The 22281-nt window shown below is 72.3% G+C and carries 12 protein-coding genes and 2 pseudogenes; 10 read left to right on the top strand and 4 right to left on the bottom strand.

Annotated features, from left to right (window positions below; translation table 11 throughout):
* Positions 1-28: 28 nt before the first annotated feature.
* Positions 29-1207 (top strand): adenylyltransferase/sulfurtransferase MoeZ, encoded by a 1179-nt coding sequence (moeZ, locus tag AC4IHM_RS10580; protein WP_490866815.1) that lies wholly within the window; start codon positions 29-31, stop codon positions 1205-1207.
* Positions 1208-1278: 71 nt separating this feature from the next.
* On the opposite strand, the gene AC4IHM_RS10575 is transcribed toward moeZ, so the two are convergent.
* From AC4IHM_RS10575 to AC4IHM_RS10565, 3 genes and pseudogenes are all read right to left on the bottom strand, one after another.
* Entirely contained in the window at positions 1279-2817 is a 1539-nt protein-coding gene (locus AC4IHM_RS10575; protein ID WP_490866814.1) for an alpha/beta hydrolase, read from the bottom strand.
* A 140-nt stretch (positions 2818-2957) separates the two neighbouring features.
* Positions 2958-4508 carry an alpha/beta hydrolase gene (locus tag AC4IHM_RS10570; RefSeq protein WP_490866813.1) on the bottom strand — a complete coding sequence of 517 codons (1551 nt, stop codon included), beginning with the start codon at positions 4506-4508 and terminating at the stop codon, positions 2958-2960.
* A gap of 90 nt (positions 4509-4598) precedes the next feature.
* A pseudogene (locus tag AC4IHM_RS10565) lies at positions 4599-7377 on the bottom strand (lysylphosphatidylglycerol synthase domain-containing protein).
* A gap of 185 nt (positions 7378-7562) precedes the next feature.
* Between AC4IHM_RS10565 and AC4IHM_RS10560 the strand changes: the two are divergent.
* The 5 genes and pseudogenes from AC4IHM_RS10560 to nudC all read left to right on the top strand — a co-directional run bounded on the left by AC4IHM_RS10560 (position 7563) and on the right by nudC (position 18183).
* Complete coding sequence (locus AC4IHM_RS10560) at positions 7563-7949, top strand: MGMT family protein (RefSeq protein WP_490866812.1); 387 nt, start codon at positions 7563-7565, stop codon at positions 7947-7949.
* A gap of 365 nt (positions 7950-8314) precedes the next feature.
* A complete protein-coding gene (locus AC4IHM_RS10555; RefSeq protein WP_490866811.1) occupies positions 8315-12007 on the top strand; it encodes an ATP-dependent helicase in 3693 nt (1230 codons plus the stop codon).
* 141 nt (positions 12008-12148) lie between these two features.
* A pseudogene (locus AC4IHM_RS10550) lies at positions 12149-15659 on the top strand (ATP-dependent helicase).
* A 10-nt stretch (positions 15660-15669) separates the two neighbouring features.
* Positions 15670-17082 carry a dipeptidase gene (locus AC4IHM_RS10545; protein ID WP_490866810.1) on the top strand — a complete coding sequence of 471 codons (1413 nt, stop codon included), beginning with the start codon at positions 15670-15672 and terminating at the stop codon, positions 17080-17082.
* A gap of 156 nt (positions 17083-17238) precedes the next feature.
* Positions 17239-18183 (top strand): NAD(+) diphosphatase, encoded by a 945-nt coding sequence (gene nudC / locus AC4IHM_RS10540; RefSeq protein WP_490866809.1) that lies wholly within the window; start codon positions 17239-17241, stop codon positions 18181-18183.
* Between the two features lie 99 nt (positions 18184-18282).
* Here the strand turns inward: nudC and AC4IHM_RS10535 are convergent, their stop codons facing one another.
* Positions 18283-18525, bottom strand: coding sequence for a mycoredoxin (locus AC4IHM_RS10535; protein ID WP_004983675.1), 243 nt, complete (start codon positions 18523-18525; stop codon positions 18283-18285).
* A 182-nt stretch (positions 18526-18707) separates the two neighbouring features.
* Between AC4IHM_RS10535 and AC4IHM_RS10530 the strand changes: the two genes are divergently transcribed.
* From AC4IHM_RS10530 to AC4IHM_RS10515, 4 genes are all read left to right on the top strand, one after another.
* Positions 18708-20906, top strand: a complete 2199-nt coding sequence (locus tag AC4IHM_RS10530; RefSeq protein ID WP_490866808.1) for an ATP-dependent DNA helicase UvrD2 — start codon at positions 18708-18710, stop codon at positions 20904-20906.
* A gap of 164 nt (positions 20907-21070) precedes the next feature.
* On the top strand, positions 21071-21394 hold the full coding sequence (locus tag AC4IHM_RS10525; protein ID WP_490866807.1) for a hypothetical protein: 324 nt from the start codon (positions 21071-21073) through the stop codon (positions 21392-21394).
* Between the two features lie 175 nt (positions 21395-21569).
* On the top strand, positions 21570-21938 hold the full coding sequence (locus AC4IHM_RS10520; RefSeq protein WP_490866806.1) for a WhiB family transcriptional regulator: 369 nt from the start codon (positions 21570-21572) through the stop codon (positions 21936-21938).
* Positions 21935-22258: a putative WhiB-interacting protein gene (locus AC4IHM_RS10515; RefSeq protein ID WP_490866805.1), complete on the top strand. Its 324-nt coding sequence runs from the start codon at positions 21935-21937 to the stop codon at positions 22256-22258. Before AC4IHM_RS10520 ends, AC4IHM_RS10515 begins: the two co-directional genes overlap by 4 nt.
* The last annotated feature ends 23 nt before the right edge of the window (positions 22259-22281 follow it).

Here is a 22281-nt window from a genome sequence, read left to right as displayed (position 1 = left end):
TAACCACTGACCGACCAACGGAGTCCCCGTGTCGCTGCCACCCCTGGTCGAGCCGGCCCCCGAACTCACCGTAGACGAGGTCCGCAGGTACTCCCGCCACCTGATCATCCCCGACGTGGGGATGGACGGGCAGAAGCGGCTGAAGAACGCCAAGGTGCTCTTTGTCGGCGCCGGTGGCCTGGGTTCGCCGGGTCTGATGTACATGGCCGCGGCGGGCGTGGGCACCCTCGGCATCGTGGAGTTCGACGAGGTCGACGAATCGAATCTCCAGCGCCAGATCATCCACAGCCAGGCCGACATCGGCCGCCCCAAGGCCGAGTCCGCGCGCGACACGATCAAGGGCATCAACCCGTACGTGAACGTCGTCCTTCACCAGGAGCGGCTCGAGGCCGACAACGTGATGGACCTCTTCGGCCAGTACGACCTGATCGTCGACGGCACCGACAACTTCGCGACCCGTTACCTGGTCAACGACGCCTGTGTGCTGCTGAACAAGCCGTACGTCTGGGGTTCGATCTACCGGTTCGACGGTCAGGCCTCCGTCTTCTGGTCCGAGCACGGTCCCTGCTACCGCTGCCTCTACCCGGAGCCCCCGCCCCCCGGCATGGTCCCCTCCTGCGCCGAGGGCGGCGTGCTGGGCGTGCTGTGCGCGTCCATCGGCTCCATCCAGGCCACCGAGGCCATCAAGCTCCTCGCGGGCATCGGCGACCCGCTCGTCGGCCGCCTGATGATCTACGACGCCCTGGAGATGCAGTACCGCCAGGTGAAGGTCCGCAAGGACCCCGACTGCGCGATCTGCGGCGAGAACCCGACCGTCACCGAACTCATCGACTACGAGGCCTTCTGCGGCGTCGTGTCCGAGGAGGCCCAGGCGGCTGCCGCCGACTCCACGATCACTCCGAAGCAGCTCAAGGAGTGGATCGACGACGGCGAGAACATCGAACTCATCGACGTCCGCGAGCCGAACGAGTTCGAGATCGTCTCCATCCCCGGCGCCCGCCTGGTCCCGAAGAACGAGTTCCTCATGGGCTCCGCCCTGGAGGGCCTCCCGCAGGACAAGAAGATCGTCCTGAACTGCAAGACGGGTGTCCGCAGTGCGGAAGTCCTGGCCGTCCTCAAGTCCGCCGGCTTCACGGACGCCGTCCACGTCGGCGGCGGCGTGATCGGCTGGGTCAACCAGATCGAGCCGGACAAGCCCGTCTACTGACCGGTCCCCGGTATCCCGCCCCGGACGGCGGGGGTTTCGCGCACCGTGGGTGCCCGGGGCCCCCGCCGCCGTCATGAGCAGACCCTGCCGTCCTTCGGCACCGTTCCCTTCAGCAGGTAGGCGTCCACGGTGGAGTCGACACAGTCGCTCCCGCTCCCGTACGCCCCGTGCCCCTCGCCCTTCCAGGTGAGCACCACACCCACGTCCTCGCCCAGCTCGTCCGCCATCTTGCGGGCGCCCTCGTACGGCGTGGCCGGGTCGCCCGTGTTGCCGACCACCAGGATCGGAGCCGCGCCGGGCGCGCTCACCTCCGGGGTGTCGTGCTGGCCGCTCACCGGCCAGTCGTGGCACCAGCCGGCCGTGTCCCAGCCGAGGAAGGCGCCGAACACCGGCGAGACCTTCTCGAACCTCGGCAGCAGCTTCTTCGTCTCCTCCAGGGTCGGCCGCTGCTTGTCGTCCAGGCACGATATGACCCGCTGGGAGTGGGTCGTCGTGCCGTAACGGCCCGAGGGGTCACGTTCGTTGTAGCCGTCGGCGAGCGCCAGCAGCTCCGAGCCGTCGCCCTCCTCGGCCGCCGCCAGCGCGCTGGTCAGGGCCGGCCAGCCGTCCTTGCTGTAGAGCGGCAGTACGATTCCGGTGAGGGCCAGCGTCTGTGTCAGCTTCCGCCCCGGTGAGGAGGTCGGCAGCGGCTTCGCGTCCAGCCGCTCCAGCAGGCCGGCGATCTCCCGCGACCCCTGCTTCGGGTCCTGCCCGGTGGATGCCAGATAGTCGTCCAGCGCGCGCTGGAAGCCCCTGGCCTGGTTCTCGGCGTGCCCCATCGTGTCGGCGCTCGGATCCACGACCGCGTCGAGTATCACGCGCCCCACGTGCTTGGGGAACAGATGGGCGTAGACCCCGCCCAGTTCGGTGCCGTAGGAGATGCCGAAGTAGTGCATCTTCTCGTCGCCCAGCACATGCCGCATCAGGTCCATGTCGCGGGCGGTGTCCGTGGTCGAGACATGCGCCAGCAGCTTGCCGGCGGCCTTTTGACAGCCCTTGCCGAAGTCGGCGGCGTCCTTGAGATACGCCTGTTCCTCGGCCGGGGTGTCCGGCGTGGTGTCCACCGACTCGGCCTTCTCGATCGCCTTGTCGTCGCGGCAGCGGATGCCCTCGCTCGCGGCCACCCCGCGCGGGTCCCAGCTCACCAGGTCGTACCGCTTGTGCAGCGAGGAGACGGCGTCGGCGTAGGACGGCATCATGGAGACGCCGGAGCCGCCGGGACCGCCGAAGTTGAACAGCAGGGAGCCGATGCGCTCGCCCCCGGTCGCCCTGGCCCGGATCAGCGCGAGGTCGATCGTGTCGCCGTCCGGACGGGACCAGTCCAGCGGCGCCTCAAGGGTGGCGCACTGCCAGTCGCCGTCCGGCGCGGGGGAGTCGTCCGTGCCCTTGCAGCGGCCCCAGTCCAGCGTCTGGGAGGCCAGCGACGCGGGCACCCCGGACGGCGCCACCGCCGACGGCCCCGCGCTGCTCGTGCCCCCCTCGTCCTTGTCGCTGTCCGACGAACCGCTGCAACCCGCCGTCAGCAGTGCGGCGGCGGCCGTCAGAGCCGTCCACCGTGCGAGACGTGCCATGTCCTTCTCCCCCCGGGCATGCCGTCCGCGCCGTGCGGCGGATGGCGGTCATGCCATGGTAGGCGGAGCGCGCACAGCCCGCCGACCCCTGTGGATAACGCTTTGACCTGCTGCTTTCCCTCACGCTTGGTGGTGTGGCGTCAGGAGCAGACGGTGCCGGCCGCCGGTACCTTCCCGTCCAGCAGGTAGCCGTGCACCGCGTCCTGCACGCACTTGTTCTTGCTGTCGTAGGCGCCGTGTCCCTGGCCCTTGTAGGTCAGTTCCACACCGACATCCCTGCCCAGCGCCTTCGCCATCTTCCCGGCGCCCTCGTAGGGCGTCGCCGGGTCGCCGGTGTTGCCGATCACCAGGATCGGCGGCGCACCGGGCGCGCTGACATCGGGATGGTCGGCGGCACCGGCGACTGCCCAGTCGGTGCAGCTGATCATGGACCAGGCGAGATAGTCGCCGAACAGCGGCGAGGCCTTCCGGAACTCGGGCAGTTTGCGCTCCACGTACGCGGCGTCGTACCGGGGTTTGTCGTCGGCACAGTTGATGGCGACGTTGGCCGCGGTGATGTTGCTGTACGTGCCGTTCTCGTTGCGCCCGTTCAACGCGTCCGACAGCATCATGAGAACCCGGCCGTCACCGTCGTAGGCCTGCTCCAGGCCCTCGGTGAGGTACTCCCAGAAGTCCTTCGAGTACAGCGCCTGCGCGATGCCGCCGGTTGCGGCGGTCTGGGTGAGTTCGCGGGAGGAAGCGCCGGGGATCGGTTTGCGGTCGAGGTCTTTCAACAGCCTGGCGATGCGCGTCTTGACGTCCTCTGCGGTGTCCCCGACGGGACAGTCCTCGACCTTCGAGACGCAGTCCTCGGCGAAGTTGTCGAGTGCGAGCTGGAAGCCCTTGGCCTGCCCGAGCGAACTCTGCTCCGCGGTCTGCGTGGGGTCGACGACCGCGTCGAACACGGCACGGCCCACCCGCTTGGGGAACAGGTGGGCGTAGACGCCGCCGAGTTCGGTGCCGTAGGAGATGCCGAAGTAGTGCAGTTTCTCGTCGCCGAGGACCTGGCGCATCAGGTCCATGTCGCGGGCCGCGTCGGTGGTGCGCACCTGCGGAAGGATCTTCTTCGAGCGTTTCTCGCAGGCCGCGTTGAACTTCTCCGTGCTGTTCAGCAACTCGGTGCGCTCGGCCGCGTCGTCGGGGGTGGCGTCCTGCTGGAAGTAGGCGTCGAGCTGCTTGTCGTCCAGGCACTCGACGGGGGCGCTGCGGCCGACGCCGCGTGGATCGAAGCTGACCAGGTCGTAGCGGGTGCGCAGTTTCGCGTAGTCCTGGCCGAAGGCCGGCAGAGTGATGACGCCCGATCCGCCGGGTCCGCCGAAGTTGAAGACGAGCGAGCCGATCCGCCGGTCCGCCGCGCCACTGGCCCTGGCCCGGATCAGGGCGAGGTCGATCGTGTCGCCCTTGGGACGGTCCCAGTCGAGCGGTGCCTTCATGGTGGCGCACTGCCACTCGCCGCCGTCCGGCAGCGCGGAGGGGGCCGCGCCGCCGCCCTCGGCCTCGGACGGCGCCGGGCAGCCCTTCCAGTCGAGCTTCTGGTCCGTCAGGTCCGCGGCGTCCTTCTGCGGCCCGCTGCCGCAGCCCGCCAGCAGGGCGGACAGGGTGACGGCGGTGGTGGTCAGCACGGCGGCGCGCAGCCGGGAGGGATTCGGCATGCGTCCATCGTGCGGTCGCGCGCGCTCGTGCGCTCGGGGCGCGAGCCGTACGAGCTACGGGACGTACGGGGACGTTGCCGGACCCGGCACCTACAGCGCGCCCTTCCGCGTCAGGTGGTTGAAGACCAGCCAGCCCGGCAGCACCGGCAGCCACAGCGTGAGCAGCCGGTACAGCAGCACCGCGGGAGCGGCGACCTCCTTGGGCAGGCCGACGGCGATCAGACCGACCGTCAGCGTCGCCTCCACCGCGCCCACACCGCCCGGTGTCGGCGCCGCGGAACCCAGGGCGTTGCCCGCCAGGAAGACGACCGCGACGCTCGCCAGGCTGATCGACGTTCGAGTCGTCGCCGAAGGCCCGGATCGAGGCGTCCAGGCACATCACGAAGCAGGCGGTGAGAAGCAGCATGCCGCCGATGCCGGTGACCAGCTTCTGCGGCCGTTGCAGCACATCCAGCATGCGCGGCACGACACCGGCGAAAAGCGACCGCACGCGCGTGACGAGGAATTTGCGCAGGAAGGGCACCGAGGTCACCACGAGCACGAGCACCGCCACCGTCAGCAGACCCGCGATGACCGTCCGGGACGGCGACAGCGAAGGTGTCTTCTCGGTGCCGGTCAGATAGCCGAAGGACAACAGCATCAGGATGTGACAGCCGAGCCCGAACAACTGCGACGCGCCGACGCTCGCCACCGCGAGCCCGGGGCGCACGCCCGCGCGTTGCAGGAAGCGGGTGTTCAGGGCGACGCCGCCGACCGCCGCCGGGGCGACGATCTTCACGAACGACCCGGCGACCTGCGCCGCCACGGTCCGCAGGAACGGCACCCGCTCGGGCACGAAGCCCAGCAGGGACATCGACGCGGCGACATAGCTCGCCGCCGAGAACAGCACGGCCGCGGCCACCCAGCCCCACTGGGCGTTCGAGATCAGGGGCCCGAACTCGATGTGGGTGAGCTGCGTCAGCAGGAAGTAGGCGCCGATCGCCCCGGCGATGAGGCTGATCAGCGTGCGCGGCCGCACCCGCTCCAGACGGGCCGGCTCGACGGGGGCCTGCGGCCTGATGCGCAGCACGGCGTGCCGGATCTGGGTGAGCAGGTCCTCCTCGCGCGCCTCCTCGATGGCCTCGTCCACGGCCCGCTTCTCGGCCCGCTGCTCGGCACGCGCGGCCTTCTTGTCGGGCTTGTCGAGCCTGCCGGCCCTGTCGGTCTCCTCGCCCACGGGAGCGGTGCCGTCGGCTCCGGCCGCCTCCGAGCGGGCCAGCTTGGCCTGCCGGGAGGACTCCAGCACCGCCTCCCGCTCGCGCTGGGCCCGTTCCCGGGCCAGTCTGCGCAGGGTCGCACGCGTGGAGCGGCTCAGGGCGATGGACTGCAGCATGGGCAGACAGTCCGCCACGGCGTCCGGGCCGAGCACGTCCACCGCGGAGGCGACCGCGCGTTCGGCGCCCACCCGCAGGCCGAGCGTCACCAGGAGCTGGGAGATGTCCATGCGCAGCAGCAGGTCACCGGCGGCGATCTCACCGATGCGCAGGTCGGTGAGGATCACCGTGCCGGAACGATCCACCAGGATCGCGTCGCCCACCAGCCTGCGGTGCGCGATGCGCCGGGACTGCAGGGCCCGCACATGCTCCCAGGTGTCGCGCAGCAGGTCGTCGGTGATCTCCTCGTCCGGCAGCGAGTCCAGGGAACGCCCGCCGGTGTGCTCGTAGACGAGCATCACGGCGTCGGGACCCAGTTCGGAGGCCGCGATCAGCTTGGGGGCGTTGGCGCCGGCCGCGATCGCCGCGTAGGCGAGCAGTGCCTCCTGCTCCAGGGCCTGTCGCAGCGAGGGAAGGCTTCTGCGGGTGGCGAAGCCGCGCAGTGTCAGGTTGCGCCACGCGCGGTAGAAGAAGCCCTGCGCCTGCTGCTCCCGGTCCACCACCGTCACGTCCAGCGGCTGTCCGTCCTCCAGGGTGACGAAGTAGCGGCGGCCGCGGTCGCCGGTCTCCACGCTGTCCGACGGCACTTCCTGGCGGGCGGCCGTCACCGGGTGGAAGCCGACCCGCCGCAGGCCCGCCATGAGCGTCCGGCCGGTGGGACGGACGTTCGGGGAGCCGACCGCGTACAGCGTGCCGTAGGCGACCGTCCAGCCGATGAGCACCGTCAGGATGATCGAGAACGGGGTGGTGTATCCGGTGACGAGCATCGAGAAGGCGTCGAGGAGCAGCACGATCCACAGCACGGCCCGCCAGCGGGGTCTGCGGGACATGCCGACGGCCGTCATGTACGCGATGACCGGCGCCAGGTAGCCGTGCACCGGGTCGGTCAGCGCGTGGACGTCCCCGGGCGAGGGCTGGGTGAGCGCCTCCTGGATGGAGCCGGGGGCGCTCTTGGCGACCCACAGGTCGGTGGCGAGGGTCACCCCGTGCGCGAGGACCGCCGCCAGCACGCCGTCGGCGATCCGCAGGCCGTCGCGTTTGATCAGCCGTTCGATCGCGAAGGCGACCGGCACCAGGAGGATCGCGATGCTGGAGGCCAGCCCCGCGATCTTGATCAGGAGGTCGGGCGCCTGGCCGGTGCCCTTGTTGATGTCCTGTTCGAGGCCCGAGGTGGTGCCGTGTGCAAAGGCGGCGACGGCGAGGAGCACGACCACGGCGAGGACGCCCACCAGGAGACGCATCAGGTCGGACGGGCGGTGCACGCGCGCGGGGAGGAGCGGTTCGTCGCCCTCCACCTCGTCGATGTGCGCCACGTCGTCCGGGTCGGCGGCCGTCGCCGACCTGCCTCCGGCCACCCGCTTGCCGGCCTTCCCGTCGCTCTTCTCCGCGGTGTCCGGGCGCGACGAGGAGTCAGAGGTGCCCTCGGCGTCCTCGGGGTGCACACCCTGCTGTTTCATCGCCTCTTCTTGCTCTCGTATCACTGGTCACCGCCCGCACGATGGTGGCATGCCCTGTCCGCCTCGGCAGGTATCAGGGTGCCCGTGCGGGCCGCACAGTCTGCCCGAAGCGCCGCTCCCGGGCGAGGGATGCGCAGCTCCCGAAGGGCGCCGGGCTGTCGGTGGGGTGCGGCAGGATGGGGCGGATGAGCGAGCTGAGCCTTCCGGACGACGTGCCCCCGGAGTACGCGGACGCGCTGCCCGAGTACGCCGAGCGGGTCCTCGAGGTGACCGAACTGATTCCGCCGGGCCGCGTCATGACGTACGGGGATGTCGCCGAGTACCTGGAGGAGGGCGGACCCCGCCAGGTCGGACGGGTGATGTCCCTCTACGGGGGCGGTGTCCCGTGGTGGCGTGTCGTGCGTGCCGACGGGGTCCTGCTCGCGGCACACGAACGGGAGGCGCTCGACCGCTACCGGGAGGAGGGCACGCCCCTGAAGGAGGCGAGCAGAGCCGCGCAGGGGCATCTTCCGCGCCTCGACCTGAAACGGGCGCGCTGGGACGGCGGCGGACGCGCACAGGATCACACCTGACAGCTTCCGCCATGGAACCGGCCGACGGGTGGCCTGTGATCCGTACGAGGGAGACGGGACACTTCGGGCACCTGCGTGGCATGACGTACGTTCGTGGGGCGGGGGGCACGCGCGTCGTCGGTGGCCCGGGACGTTTGAGGCATCCGAGCGATACGTGCGACATGTGTGATCCGCGTGGCCGGAGCGGCCGGAGTGGTCCACGGGGCCCGCGTGGCTCACGTGGTCCACGGGAAGAAGGGGAAGCGCTGCTTCCTCCTCTTTCACCGGCGTAGCGTCGGCCGCACGCGTCCCCCTCATCCCGCGGCCACCGCCGTACCCGCAGCGCGGACGGCCCACCAGCACACCCACCAGGACCGGCGAACCACGTGAGCTCCTCTTTCTCCACCAGGCACCCGTCGCACCCCCCGGTGCGGCGGGGGAGCCGTGGCGCTTACCGACTGGTGCGTACCCCGCCGGCGCGAACGGACCCCCCTTCTCTGGACGCCGCCCAGCGCGCCGTGGTTGAGCACGGCACCGGACCGCTGCTCGTCCTCGCCGGTCCCGGGACCGGCAAGACCACCACGCTCGTCGAGTCCGTCGCGGACCGGATCGCCAGGGGCGGCGACCCCGAGCGCGTCCTGGTGCTGACCTTCAGCCGCAAGGCGGCCGTCGAACTGCGCGACCGGATGGCGCTGCGCATGGGCGCCGCGCGCGCCCCCCGCGCGACGACCTTCCACTCCTTCGGCTACGCCCTGGTCCGCGCCCACCAGGACAGCGACCTGTTCGCCGAGCCCCTGCGGCTGCTGTCCGGCCCGGAGCAGGACGTGACGGTGCGCGAGCTGCTCGCCGGGCAGGTCGACCTGGAGCGGCTCGGGCTGGCCCATGTGCGCTGGCCAGACGAGCTGCGAGCCTGCCTGACCACCCGCGGCTTCGCCGACGAGGTCCGCGCGGTGCTCGCCCGCAGCCGCGAACTGGGCCTGGGACCGGAGGCGCTCGGAGCCTTCGCCCGGCGCATCGGCCGCCCCGACTGGCGGGCCGCCGCCGTCTTCCTCGCCGAGTACCTCGACGTGCTCGACCTCCAGGGCGTGCTCGACTACGCGGAACTGGTGCACCGCGCGGTGCTCCTCGCCCGCCGCCCCGAGGTCGCCGCCGACCTGGCCGCCCGGTACGACGCGGTCTACGTCGACGAGTACCAGGACACCGACCCGGCCCAGGTACGGCTGCTGCACGCGCTGGCCGGCGGCGGGCGCACCCTCGTCGCCTTCGGCGACCCCGACCAGTCGATCTACGCCTTCCGGGGCGCGGACGTGAACGGCATCCTGGACTTCCCGACCGCCTTCCCGCGCGCGGACGGCCGTCCGGCGCCGGTCGAGGTGCTGCGGACCTCACGCCGCTCCGGGGCCGCCCTGCTGGCCGCCACCCGGCTGCTGACCCAGCGGATGCCGCTGACCCGCCTGCCCGCGGACAAGGTGCGCGCCCACCGTGAACTCGCCCCAGTGCGGGACGGGGGGCGCGTCGAGGTGTACACGTACCCGACCTCCGGCATCGAGCTGGACAACATCGCCGACATCCTGCGCCGGGCCCACCTGGAGGACGGCGTCCCCTGGGGCGACATGGCCGTCCTGGTGCGCGCCGGCGCCCGCACCATTCCCACCGTCCGCCGAGCCCTCGGCGCGGCGGGCGTCCCCCTGGACATCGACGGCGACGACATCCCCCTGCGCCACGAACCGGCGGTGGCACCCCTGCTGACGGCACTGCGGGCCGTGGCGGAGGCGGAGGCGGGAGACCGCCCCGGAGCGGCCCCCACCCGGGACGGCACGGCGCCGCCCGGACACGGGGGCGATGAGGACGTGACGGAGACAGCCGGACCCGAAGCCGACGGCGCGACCGGAGCGGCTGGGCACCAGGCGGGTCCTGGTGCGGTGCACGGAGCCACCGACGCGGGTGACGACGCCGGGACGGCGGATCCGGAGGCGGGCGCGGCGGGAGACGCCGGCACCGGAGTGTCCGGGCACGGAACCGGGCCGCACACCGCGGGCGAGCCCGAGCCCGAGCCCGACGCCGATCCGGCCGTACCCGCCGCCCCGGCCGTAAAGGCCGCATCCGAGGCGGCGGTGAAGGTTGTGCCCCAGGAGGACGCCGCCCCGGCGGCGAGGTCCGCTCCCGGCGGGTATGCCGACCGTGCGGACGGTCCGTGCTGGCTGCCCACCGGGACCGCCCTCACCCTGCTGGCCTCCCCCCTCGCCGGCATGGACGCCGCCGACCTGCGCCGCCTCGGCCGGGCCCTGCGCGACGAGGAGCGGGCCGCGGGCAACCCGCTGCCGCCGCCCTCGGACGAACTGCTCGCGCGGGCGCTGGCCGAGCCGGAGCGGCTCGCGGTGCACGACCCCGCGTACGCGCGTGGCGCCCAGCGCCTCGGCGCGCTGCTCCGCAAGGCCCGCGAGCGTCTGGCGGGCGGCGGCAGCGCCGAGGAGGCACTGTGGGACCTGTGGGAAGGCACCCCGTGGCCCGGCCGCCTGGAACGCTCCGCCCGCCGGGGCGGCGCGGCCGGACGCAACGCCGACCGCGACCTCGACGCCGTGTGCGCCCTGTTCGCGACGGCCGCCCGCGCGGAGGAGCGCACCGGCGGCCGGGGCGCCCTCAACTTCCTGGAGGAGATCGACGCCGAGGACATCGCCGCCGACACCCTCACCCGGCGCGCCGTACGCCCCGACGCCGTCCGCCTGATGACCGCGCACCGCTCGAAGGGCCTGGAGTGGCGGCTGGTCGTCGTCGCGGGCGTACAGGAGGGCCTGTGGCCGGACCTGCGGCGCCGCGGCTCCCTGCTGGAGGCCGACCGGATCGGCCGCGACGGACTCGCCGAACCCCTCACGCCCGGAGCGCTGCTCGCCGAGGAACGCCGGCTGTTCTACGTGGCCGCCACGCGCGCGCGTGAACGGCTCGTCGTCACCGCCGTGAAGGCACCGGCCGACGACGGCGACCAGCTCTCCCGGTTCCTGACCGAACTCGGCGTCGAACCGGCGGACGTCACGGGCCGCCCGCGCCGCCCCCTCGCCGTCGCGGCGCTCGTCGCCGAACTGCGCGCCACCACCGTCGACCCCCGCGTCTCCGAGCCTCTGAGAGAGGCCGCCGCCCGCCGTCTGGCCCGGCTCGCCGCCCTCGCCGACGAGGACGGCCGCCCCCTGGTGCCGTCCGCTCACCCCTACCGCTGGTGGGGCATGTGGGACCCGACCGAGAGCAAGGTGCCGCTGCGCGACCGCGACCAGCCCGTCACGCTCTCCGGCAGCGCCCTGGACCAACTGGCCAACACCTGCGCCCTGCAATGGTTCCTCGGCCGCGAGGTGAAGGCCGACGCGCCCGCGACCGCCGCCCAGGGCTTCGGCAACGTGGTGCACGTCCTCGCCGACGAGGTGGCCTCCGGGCACACCCCGGCCGACCTCGCCGTGCTCATGGAGCGCCTGGACTCCGTGTGGAACGCGCTCGCCTTCGACGCGCCGTGGAAGTCGGCGCAGGAGAGGGCCAACGCGCGCGTGGCCCTCGAACGCTTCCTGAAGTGGCACGTCATGGACCGAGCCGGGCGCACCCCGGTGGCGAGCGAGCACGACTTCGACGTGACCCTGGACGCGGGCGACTACGAGGTGCGCATCCGCGGCCAGATGGACCGCGTCGAGAGGGACGGCGACGGCCGCGCCTACGTCGTCGACTTCAAGACCGGCAAACAGGCGCCCACCTCCGCCGAAGTGGCGCGCCACCCCCAGCTCGCCGTCTACCAGCTCGCCGTCCGCGAGGGCGCCGTCGACGAGGCCTTCGACGGCGTACGCCCCGCCCCGGGCGGCGCCGAACTCGTCCAGCTGCGGCAGGGTGCCCCCAAGCGGGACGGCGGCGAGACCCTGCCCAAGGTGCAGGCGCAGGAGTCCCTGGCGGGGCCGGAGGGCGAGTGGGTCGGCGACCTGCTGGCCACGGCCGCGGGCAAGGTCCTCGACGAGAGGTTCACCCCGACCGCCGGACAGCACTGCACCCACTGCGCCTTCCGCGCGTCGTGCAGCGCACGGCCCGAGGGGCGGCACGTCGTGGAGTGAGCGGAGTGAGCGGCCGGAACGGACACGACCGGTGTGACGAGACGGTGTGACGAGACGCACCACAGGTGCCGACCAGCGCTTCCACCGCCTCGGCAGGCCATCCGGCACCCGCTGTCAGTGCCCGCCGCTAGCCTCTGTGACGTGCCCGCCCACATCACCGATCCCGAACAGCTCAAGGGACTCCTCGGCATCCCCTTCACCCCGGAGCAGACGGCCTGCATCGTCGCGCCGCCCGCCCCGCAGGTGATCGTGGCCGGAGCCGGGTCGGGCAAGACGACGGTGATGGCCGCGCGCGTGGTGTGGCTGGTCGGCACCGGCCAGGTCGCCCCGGAACAGGTCCTCGGTCTCACCTTCACCAACAAGGCGGCCGGCGAACTCGCCGAACGCGTCCGCAAGGCCCTGATCAGGGCAGGCGTCACCGACCCCGACGTGATCGACCCCGACCACCCGCCGGGCGAACCGGTGATCTCGACGTACCACGCCTTCGCCGGCCGCCTCCTGACCGACCACGGCCTGCGGCTCGGGCTGGAACCGACCTCCCGTCTGCTCGCCGACGCCACCCGCTTCCAGCTCGCCGCGCGGGTGCTGCGCGAGGCCCCCGGCCCCTACCCGGCGCTCACCCGCTCCTTCGCCGACCTGGTCGGCGACCTCCTCACCCTCGACGCCGAACTCGCCGAACACCTGGTGCGCCCCGAGGACCTGCGCGCCTGGGACGCCGGCCTCCTGGACTCCCTGGAGAGCGTCAGGCTCAGCAACGCCGAACTGCGCAAGGTCCCCGAGGCCGCCGCCGCGCGCCGCGAACTCGCCGACCTGGTGATCCGCTACCGGGCCGCCAAGCGCGAACGGGACCTGCTCGACTTCGGCGACCAGATCGCCCTGTCCGCGCGGCTCGCCGGGCTGCCGGAGGTGGGCCGCGTGCTGCGCGACGAGTTCCGGGTCGTGCTGCTCGACGAGTACCAGGACACCTCGGTGGCCCAGCGCGTCCTCCTGGCGGGCCTGTTCGGCGGGGGCACCGGACACCCCGTGACCGCAGTGGGCGACCCCTGCCAGGCGATCTACGGCTGGCGCGGCGCCTCCGTCGCCAACCTCGACGACTTCCCGGAACACTTCGCCCACGCGGACGGCCGCCCCGCCACCCGCCAGGCGCTCAGCGAGAACCGCCGCAGCGGCGGACGCCTCCTCGACCTCGCCAACGGCCTCGCCGAGCCCCTGCGCGCCATGCACGCGGGCGTGGAGGCCCTGCGCCCCGCCCCCGGCGCCGAACGCGACGGCACGGTCCGCTGCGCCCTGCTGCCCACTCACGCCGAGGAGATCGACTGGATCGCCGACTCCGTCGCCCACCTCGTGCGCACCGGCAAGGCACCCGGTGAGATCGCCGTCCTGTGCCGTACGGCGACCGACTTCGCCGAGATCCAGGGCGCGCTGGTGGCCCGCGAGGTCCCCGTCGAGGTCGTGGGCCTCTCCGGACTGCTGCATCTGCCCGAGGTGGCCGACCTGGTCGCCGTCTGCGAGGTCCTCCAGGACCCCGGCGCCAACGCCTCCCTGGTCCGCCTGCTCACCGGTCCGCGCTGGCGCATCGGCCCGCGCGACCTCGCCCTCCTCGGCCGTCGCGCCCGGCTCCTGGTCAGCCACGCGCGCGTGGACGGCGAAGACGATCCCGACCGGCGGCTCGCCGAGGCCGTCGAGGGCGTGGACCCGTCCGAGGTGATATCGCTCGCGGACGCCCTCGACACGTTCCTGGAGACGCCGCTGGACGGCACCGGGGACGACGACGGGCTGCCCTTCTCGCCGGACGCGCGCGTGCGGTTCGCGCGGCTGGCCGCCGAACTGCGCGACCTGCGCCGGGCCCTGTCCGACCCGCTCATGGACGTCCTGCACCGCGTCCTCGCCGTCACCGGGCTGGAGGTCGAGCTGTCGGCGTCCCCGCACGCCCTGGCCGCCCGCCGCCGCGAGACCCTGTCGAACTTCCTGGACGTCGCCGCGTCCTTCGCCGCGAGCGACGGCGAGGCCACCCTCCTCGCCTTCCTGAGCTTCTTGCGCACCGCCGCCCAGTACGAGAAGGGCCTCGACAACGCCCTGCCGGGCGGCGAGAACACCGTCAAGGTGCTCACCGCCCACAGGGCCAAGGGCCTGGAGTGGGATGTCGTCGCCGTACCCGGCCTGGTCACCGGCACCTTCCCCAGCGGCCAGGGACGCGAGAAGTGGACCGCTCAGGGCAAGGTGCTGCCGCACGGCCTGCGCGGCGACGCCGACACCCTGCCCGAACGTCGAATCCTGGGACTCCCGGGGCCTGAAGGCCTTCCACGAGGCGATGAAGGAACACCAGCACACCGAGGAGCTTCGCCTCGGCTACGTCACCTTCACCCGCCCCCGCTCCCTGCTGCTCGGCTCCGGCCACTGGTGGGGGCCCAGCCAGAAGAGGCCCCGGGGTCCTTCCGACTTCCTCACGGCTCTGTACGAGCACTGCGCCGCCGGACACGGCGAGATCGAGGCCTGGGCGGACGAACCCGCCGAGGGCGAGGAGAACCCGGTCCTGCACACGGCGACCGCCGACCAGGTCTGGCCGCTGCCCCTGGACGACGGGGCACTCGCCCGCCGCAGGGCCGCCGCCGAGACGGTCCTCGCCCACCTGGAGGACCTCGCCGCCGCCCCGCACGACCCGGACCGCGGCGAAGACCCGGACTGGCCGCCGCCACCCGAGGACGACGAGCCGCTTTGGGAAGAACTGGAAGAACTGGAAGAACCGGACCCCGGCTGGACCGAGGACCCCGCAGACCGGGACTCCCGGCTCCCGGACCGCCCCGCCGTCCCGCACCGGCCGGCGCCTGCGGGACAGCCCGGCGCCACCGCCCCGCCGCGCCCCCACCCCGGGGAACCGGGACGGTCCGGCACCCGCCACGAGCAGCCCGCCGCAGCCAGTCTCACTCCGGAGGAAGCCCGTACCGCCGCCTCCTGGGACCGCGACCTCGACGCGCTCAGCGGCGAACTCCTGCGTGCTCGCGAAAGCGTCACCGAGGTGCCCCTGCCTGCGTCGCTGACCGCCTCCCAGCTGCTGAGCCTGGCCGCCGACCCGGACGGCTTCGCCCAGGAGCTGGCCCGCCCCATGCCCCGCCCGCCCCAGCCCGCGGCCCGCCGCGGCACCCGCTTCCACGCCTGGGTGGAGGCCCGCTTCGAACCGCTGACGCTCCCCCTGCTGGAACCGGAGGAGCTGCCCGGCGGCGACGCCGAGATCGCGGACGAACAGGACCTGGAGTTCCTCAAGGAGGCATTCGACCGCACCGAGTACGCCCGCCGCACCCCCTACCGCGTCGAGGCGCCGTTCCAGCTCTCGCTCGCCGGCCGGGTCGTACGCGGCCGTATCGACGCCGTCTACAAGGAGGGCGACGGCAGAACGGCGACGTACGAGATCGTCGACTGGAAGACGAACCGCGCCGCCACCGCGGACCCGCTCCAGCTCGCCCTCTACCGCCTCGCCTGGGCCGAGCAGCAGCACGTACCGCTGGAGTCGGTGACGGCCGCCTTCCTGTACGTACGCACCGGCGAGGTCGTACGGCCCGAGGGGTTGCCGGACCGCGCCGCGCTGGAAAACCTGCTGCTGGCCGAGCCGGTCGGTGACGAAGCGCACGATCGGGGTACCCCCGCGGGCCGATAGGCTCGTGAGTATGAGCCACCCCGTTGACAATGCTGTCAGCGCTGTCCGTACGTACATCGAGCAGCACCGCGCCGCCTTCCTCGACGACCTCGCCGAATGGCTGCGCATTCCGTCCGTGTCGGCTCAGCCCGAGCACGCGACCGATGTGCGCTGCAGCGCCGACTGGCTCGCCGCCAAGCTGAAGGAGACCGGCTTCCCGACCGCCGAGGTCTGGCCGACCCAGGGCGCCCCGGCCGTCTTCGCCGAGTGGCCCTCCGGCGACCCGCAGGCACCGACGATCCTCGTCTACGGTCACCACGACGTGCAGCCCGCCGCCCGCGAGGACGGCTGGAGCAGCGAGCCCTTCGAGCCCGTCCTGCGCGAAAACCGCCTCTACGCGCGCGGTGCGGCCGACGACAAGGGGCAGGTGTTCTTCCACACACTCGGCGTCCGCGCCCACCTCGCCGCCACCGGCCGCACCGCCCCCGCGGTCAATCTCAAGCTGCTGATCGAGGGCGAGGAGGAATCCGGCTCCCCGCACTTCCGCGCCCTCGTCGAGGACCGCGCCGGGCGGCTCACCGCCGACGCGGTGATCGTCTCCGACACCGGCATGTGGTCCGAGGACACCCCCACGGTCTGCACCGGCATGCGCGGCCTCGCCGAGTGCGAGATCCGACTGCACGGCCCCGACCAGGACATCCACTCGGGCTCCTTCGGCGGCGCGGTCCCCAACCCGGCCACCGCCGTCGCCCGCCTCGTCGCCGCCCTGCACGACGAGCACGCGCGCGTGGCGATCCCGGGCTTCTACGACGGCGTGACCGAACTCGGCGACGACGAACGCGACCTCTTCGCCGAGCTGCCCTTCGACGAGCGGGAGTGGCTGCGCACGGCCAGGTCGTACGCCGCCCACGGCGAGGCCGGGTTCACCACCCTGGAGCGCGTCTGGGCCCGCCCCACCGCCGAGGTCAACGGCATCGGCAGCGGCTACCAGGGCCCGGGGAGCAAGACGATCATCCCGTCGTCCGCCATGGTGAAGCTCTCCTTCCGCCTGGTCGCGGGCCAGGAGCCCGGCCAGGTCGAGAAGGCCGTCCGCGCCTGGGCCGCCGAGCAGGTCCCCGCCGGGATCCGCTGCGAGATCGCCTTCGCCCCGGCCACACGCCCGTGCCTGACGCCCCTGGACCACCCGGCGCTGCAGTCGGTGGTCCGCGCGATGGGCCGGGCCTTCGGGAAACCGGTCCGCTTCACCCGCGAGGGCGGCTCGGGGCCCGCCGCCGACCTCCAGGAAGTCCTCGGGACACCGGTGCTCTTCCTCGGCATCTCCGTCCCCTCCGACGGCTGGCACGCCCCCGACGAGAAGGTGCGGCTCGACCTGCTCCTCAAGGGTGCCGAGACCTCCGCCCACCTGTGGGGCGACCTGGCGGAGCACTGGCGCCACGCGCCGTGAGCGCTCCTTACGGCGCGGGTCCGGACCGGCACCGCGCGCGGCACACTGGAAAGGCCGCCCGCACCGCCGAGCCCTCCCGGACCCGGTCGCCACGCCGCACGACCCGCTGAACCGCCTGCCGAACCGACCGCATCACCGGGGGAGTTGGAAGCACCCGTGACCACCTGGACCGACCACACCGCCGACCGTCCCATCTCGCTCACCGCCCCCAGCGGCATCGACCGCGCCGCCCACCTGCGCCTCGACGAGGCCTGGCTCGCGGTGGCGTGGAGCCACCCCTCGACGCGCTGCTTCGTGGTCTCCGGCGGCCAGGTCCTCATCGACGAGACGCCCGACGGGCGCACCGAAATCGTCATGACCCCGTCCTTCGAGGCCCCGCTCACCGAGGCGCACCGCTACTTCCTGGGCACCGGCGAGGACGGTGTCAGCTACTTCGCCCTCCAGAAGGACTCCCTGCCCGGCCGCATGGACCAGTCCGCGCGCCCGGCGGGCCTGCGCGAGGCCGGCCTGCTCCTGTCGCCCCGGGACGCGGGCCTGATGGCCCATGCCGTCGCCCTGGAGAACTGGCAGCGCCTGCACCGGTTCTGCTCCCGCTGCGGAGAGCGCACCGTCATCGCCGCGGCGGGCCACATCCGCCGCTGCCCCGCCTGCGGCGCCGAGCACTACCCGCGTACCGACCCCGCGGTGATCATGGCGGTCACGGACGAGGACGAACGCCTCCTGCTCGGCCGCCAGGTCCACTGGCCCGAGGGCCGCTTCTCCACCCTCGCCGGTTTCGTGGAGCCCGGGGAGTCCATCGAGCAGTCGGTGCGCCGCGAGGTCCACGAGGAGGTCGGCATCACCGTCGGCCCCGTCGAGTACATCGCCAGCCAGCCCTGGCCCTTCCCGTCCAGCCTGATGCTGGGCTTCATGGCCCGCGCCACCTCGACGGACATCAACGTCGACGGGGACGAGATCCAGGAGGCCCGCTGGTTCTCCCGCGACGAACTGGGCGCCGCCTTCGAGTCCGGCGAGGTGCTCCCGCCCTACGGCATCTCGATCGCGGCCCGCCTCATCGAACTCTGGTACGGCAAGCCACTGCCGACGCGCGGCGCGTTCTGAGACAGGGCGTCGTCGAGGGAGCGGGGGGTGGCCCCAGGCCTGGGGCCACCCCCCGCTCCCTCGACGACGCAAGTACCGTCCCTACGCGCTTTACGCGCTCTACGCGCCGATCTTCTGCTTCACCTGCGCCAGCGACGGGTTCGTCAGCGTCGAGCCGTCCGGGAAGAGCACGGTGGGCACCGTCTGGTTTCCTCCGTTCGCCTTCTCCACGAACGCGGCGGACTCCGGGTCCTGCTCGATGTTGATCTCGGTGTACGCGATGCCCTCACGGTCCATCTGGCTCTTCAGCCGACGGCAGTAGCCGCACCACGTGGTGCTGTACATCGTCACAGTGCCCGGCATGTCTCTCGTGCTCCTTCGGCGACTCGGGAAACGGCGGCCCGGGGATGAGGTCGCACGAAGGGAACGTCCGCGGTGACCCGGCCATTCCCGGCACGTGACGCCGGTCGCATTGTTACGACTATCAGTGCGTGCCTGTGGACAGGCCGACTCACCTGTCTCCCGCGACCTGGCAGCATGGCGGTGTGACAGCAGCAACGCACTCCACCCTCTTCCCGCGGGTACCGGACTCGGCCGACGCGGTGCTCGAAGGGCTCGACCCCGAGCAGCGCGAGGTGGCGACCGCCCTGCGCGGCCCGGTGTGCGTGCTGGCGGGCGCCGGTACCGGCAAGACCCGGGCGATCACCCACCGCATCGCCTACGGGGTGCGCGCCGGGATCCTTCAGCCCTCCACCGTGCTCGCCGTCACCTTCACCAACCGTGCCGCCGGAGAGATGCGCGGTCGGCTGCGCCAGCTCGGGGCGTCCGGTGTCCAGGCGCGCACCTTCCACTCGGCGGCCCTGCGCCAGCTCCAGTACTTCTGGCCGAGAGCGATCGGCGGCTCCCTGCCGAGGCTCGTCGACCGCAAGATCCAGCTCGTCGCCGACGCGGCCGCCGCCTGCCGCATCCGCCTCGACCGGGGCGAGCTGCGCGACGCAACCGCGGAGATCGAGTGGTCCAAGGTGACCCAGACCGTCCCCGCCGACTACGCCCTCGCGGCGGCCAAGGCGGGCCGCGAGGCACCCCGCGACCCGGCGGAGATCGCCCAGCTGTACTCCGCCTACGAGGACCTCAAGCGCGGGCGCGGCGTGATCGACTTCGAGGACGTACTCCTGCTGACGGTGGCCGTCCTCCAGGACCGGCACGACGTCGCCGAGCAGGTCCGCGCCCAGTACCAGCACTTCGTGGTCGACGAGTACCAGGACGTGAGCCCGCTCCAGCAGCGTCTGCTGGAGCTGTGGCTCGGTGACCGCGACGACCTGTGCGTGGTCGGCGACGCCAGCCAGACGATCTACTCGTTCACGGGAGCAACCCCCGACCATCTGCTGGACTTCCGCGGCCGTCACCCCGGTGCCACCGTCGTCAAGCTGGTCCGCGACTACCGCTCCACCCCGCAGGTCGTCCACCTCGCCAACGGTCTGCTCGCGCAGGCCCGCGGCCGCGCCGCCGACCACCGTCTGCAACTGGTCTCCCAGCGGCCCGCGGGACCCGAACCCGTCTACACCGAGTACACCGACGAACCGGCCGAGGCGGAGGGCGCCGCCCGCCGCGTTCGCGAACTCGTCGACTCGGGCGTTCCGGCGGCCGAGATCGCGATTCTGTTCCGGACGAATGCGCAGTCCGAGACCTACGAGCAGGCTCTCGCCGACGCCGGTGTCCCGTACCAGTTGCGTGGCGCGGAGCGCTTCTTCGACCGCCCGGAGGTGCGCAGGGCCAACAGCGCCCTGCGGGCCGCGGCGCGCTTCGGCGGCAACGACTCCCTTCTCGACGACGCCGTCGACCTGCCCTCGCAGGTGCGCGCGGTGCTGTCCGGAGAGGGCTGGACCTCGCAGCCCCCGGCCGGATCGGGCGCCGTCCGGGAGCGCTGGGAGTCACTGGCCGCCCTGGTCAACCTCGCGCAGGACTTCGCCACCGCCAGAGCGGGCGCCACCCTGAGCGACCTCGTCGTGGAACTCGACGAGCGCGCGGGCGCCCAGCACGCCCCGACGGTGCAGGGCGTCACCCTCGCCTCCCTGCACTCCGCCAAGGGTCTGGAGTGGGACGTCGTCTTCCTGGTGGGTGTCGCCGAGGGCATGATGCCGATCACCTACGCAAAGACCGACGAGCAGATCGAGGAGGAACGCCGTCTCCTCTACGTCGGCGTCACCCGCGCGCGGGAACGTCTGCACCTTTCCTGGTCACTCGCCCGCTCGCCCGGCGGCCGGCCGAGCCGCCGGCCCAGCCGCTTCCTGAAGGGCCTGCGGCCCGGCTCGGGCACGGCGGGCGGAGGCGCGGCCACCGGCGGCGCCGGAGGCGTGGAGCGCGGATTCGGCGGCGGCGCCCCGACCGCCGTCCCGAGACGGACCCGGCGGACCCCCGCCCGCTGCCGGGTGTGCGGGCGCTCACTCACCGGCGCCGGTGAGATGAAGCTGATGCGCTGTGAGGACTGCCCCTCCGACATGGACGAGGGCGTCTACGAGAGGCTGATCGAGTGGCGGGCCGTCCAGGCGGGGCGCAGTGGGCAGCCGGCCTTCTGCGTCTTCACCGACAAGACCCTGGTGGCGATCGCCGAGTCCGTCCCGGAGGACGAGCGCGAGCTGGCACGGATCCCGGGGGTGGGGGCGCGCAAGCTCAACCGCTACGGGGCCGATGTCCTGGCCATCTGCGCAGGCCAGGAGGGTGTGGGACGTGAGGGGGGAGGCTGACGCAAACTCGTCGGGAAAATAGTTTGCGCATGCCCGGGGAATCCCCATAGGTTCTTGGTCACGGGAGCAGCGGCCTTCCCGAAGGCCCTGAATCCATGTTGTACTTGCATATCCGCGGACTGGTTCATCCCAGTCCCTTGAGACGCCGAGAGGAGGCGAGCCCAGTGATCAGCATCAACTTCAGCTCCACCGTCAAAATGACCGATCGCCCGGCCGTCTCCCTGTGCACGCTCGGCGCCTTCGGCTCGGGCACCGGTCTGCCCGGCATTCCTGCCGTGCGTCCGGCCGCCTCCGTCTCCGTTGCCTCCGCGGGTCTTCCCGTGCGTGAGCGCAATGAGCGACCGACCAAGGCACTGGAAGCAGCAGGAAAGGCACAGGCGCTGGCCTATGCCTTTACCGCGACCGGTGCCGGATTCCGGAAGCAGACGACGCAGCACCACCTGATGTGGGCCTTCCGTGGGCCAGAACCCTGGAGTGATCCAGCCTGATCGCCGATCAGGCCGGCGCCTTCAGGGCCGCGGAACCCCACCCGGGATCCGCGGCCCTTCTGTTTGTCCCCGAACGGGGACGACGACACGAAGGCGCCTCGGGACAAGAAAAGAACCCGGTACCAAGCCGCCACCCGGCCGACCGGCCGGAACGACCAGACGAGGAAGACCACCCGTGCAACTCGAAGCGCACGCCCCGTCCGTACCGCCTTTCGAGAAGATCCCCAAGCCCTGCTCCACGGAGGACTCCACCTTGACCCCGCTCACTGCGCTCACCGCGCTCGACGAAGCCATCGAGAACCTCGGCGTGCCCGTCCCGTGCCGTTCCTACGACCCGGAGGTCTTCTTCGCCGAGTCGCCGGCGGACGTTGAGTACGCCAAGTCCCTCTGCCGCACCTGCCCGCTGATCGAGGCCTGCCTCGCCGGTGCCAAGGAGCGGCGTGAGCCCTGGGGCGTCTGGGGTGGCGAGCTGTTCGTCCAGGGTGTCGTCGTAGCCCGGAAGCGGCCCCGTGGCCGCCCCCGCAAGAACCCGGTTTCGGCATGAACATCACAGGAACAATCGACCGCCCCCTCACGTACGACCCCCAGAAGCAGGCCCCGATGAAGCCGTCCACCCACGACATCGCAGGCTCCACGCCCGAAGACTTCACCACCAGTGACGCGAAGGACTCGCGTCGGAACAGGACCCGCGAGATGCAACTCATCCCAGAAGCCCTGGCTCGTGCGCATATGCACGACCGCCTGCACGAGGCCGAGCGGGAACGCCGGGCCCTGCGCCTGGTGACCGCCCGCCGGATGCAGCGTCGGGCGGAGCGCGCCTCGATGCGCGCCCGGCGTGCGCTCGCCATGGCGGTCATGCAGTAACCGACACACCCGAAGCGGTGGTC

The sequence above is a fragment of the Streptomyces sp. SL06 genome (assembly GCF_058244745.1).
This window is presented reverse-complemented; position numbering and strand designations above follow the sequence as displayed.

Bases quoted from the DNA above. Each gene is read 5' to 3' on its own strand.
- AC4IHM_RS10575 (WP_490866814.1), bottom strand. From the start codon at position 2,817: ATGGCACGTCTCGCACGGTGGACGGCTCTGACGGCCGCCGCCGCACTG.
- AC4IHM_RS10570 (WP_490866813.1), bottom strand. From the start codon at position 4,508: ATGCCGAATCCCTCCCGGCTGCGCGCCGCCGTGCTGACCACCACCGCC.
- AC4IHM_RS10560 (WP_490866812.1), top strand. From the start codon at position 7,563: ATGAGCGAGCTGAGCCTTCCGGACGACGTGCCCCCGGAGTACGCGGAC.
- AC4IHM_RS10545 (WP_490866810.1), top strand. From the start codon at position 15,670: ATGAGCCACCCCGTTGACAATGCTGTCAGCGCTGTCCGTACGTACATC.
- AC4IHM_RS10535 (WP_004983675.1), bottom strand. From the start codon at position 18,525: ATGCCGGGCACTGTGACGATGTACAGCACCACGTGGTGCGGCTACTGC.
- AC4IHM_RS10515 (WP_490866805.1), top strand. From the start codon at position 21,935: ATGAACATCACAGGAACAATCGACCGCCCCCTCACGTACGACCCCCAG.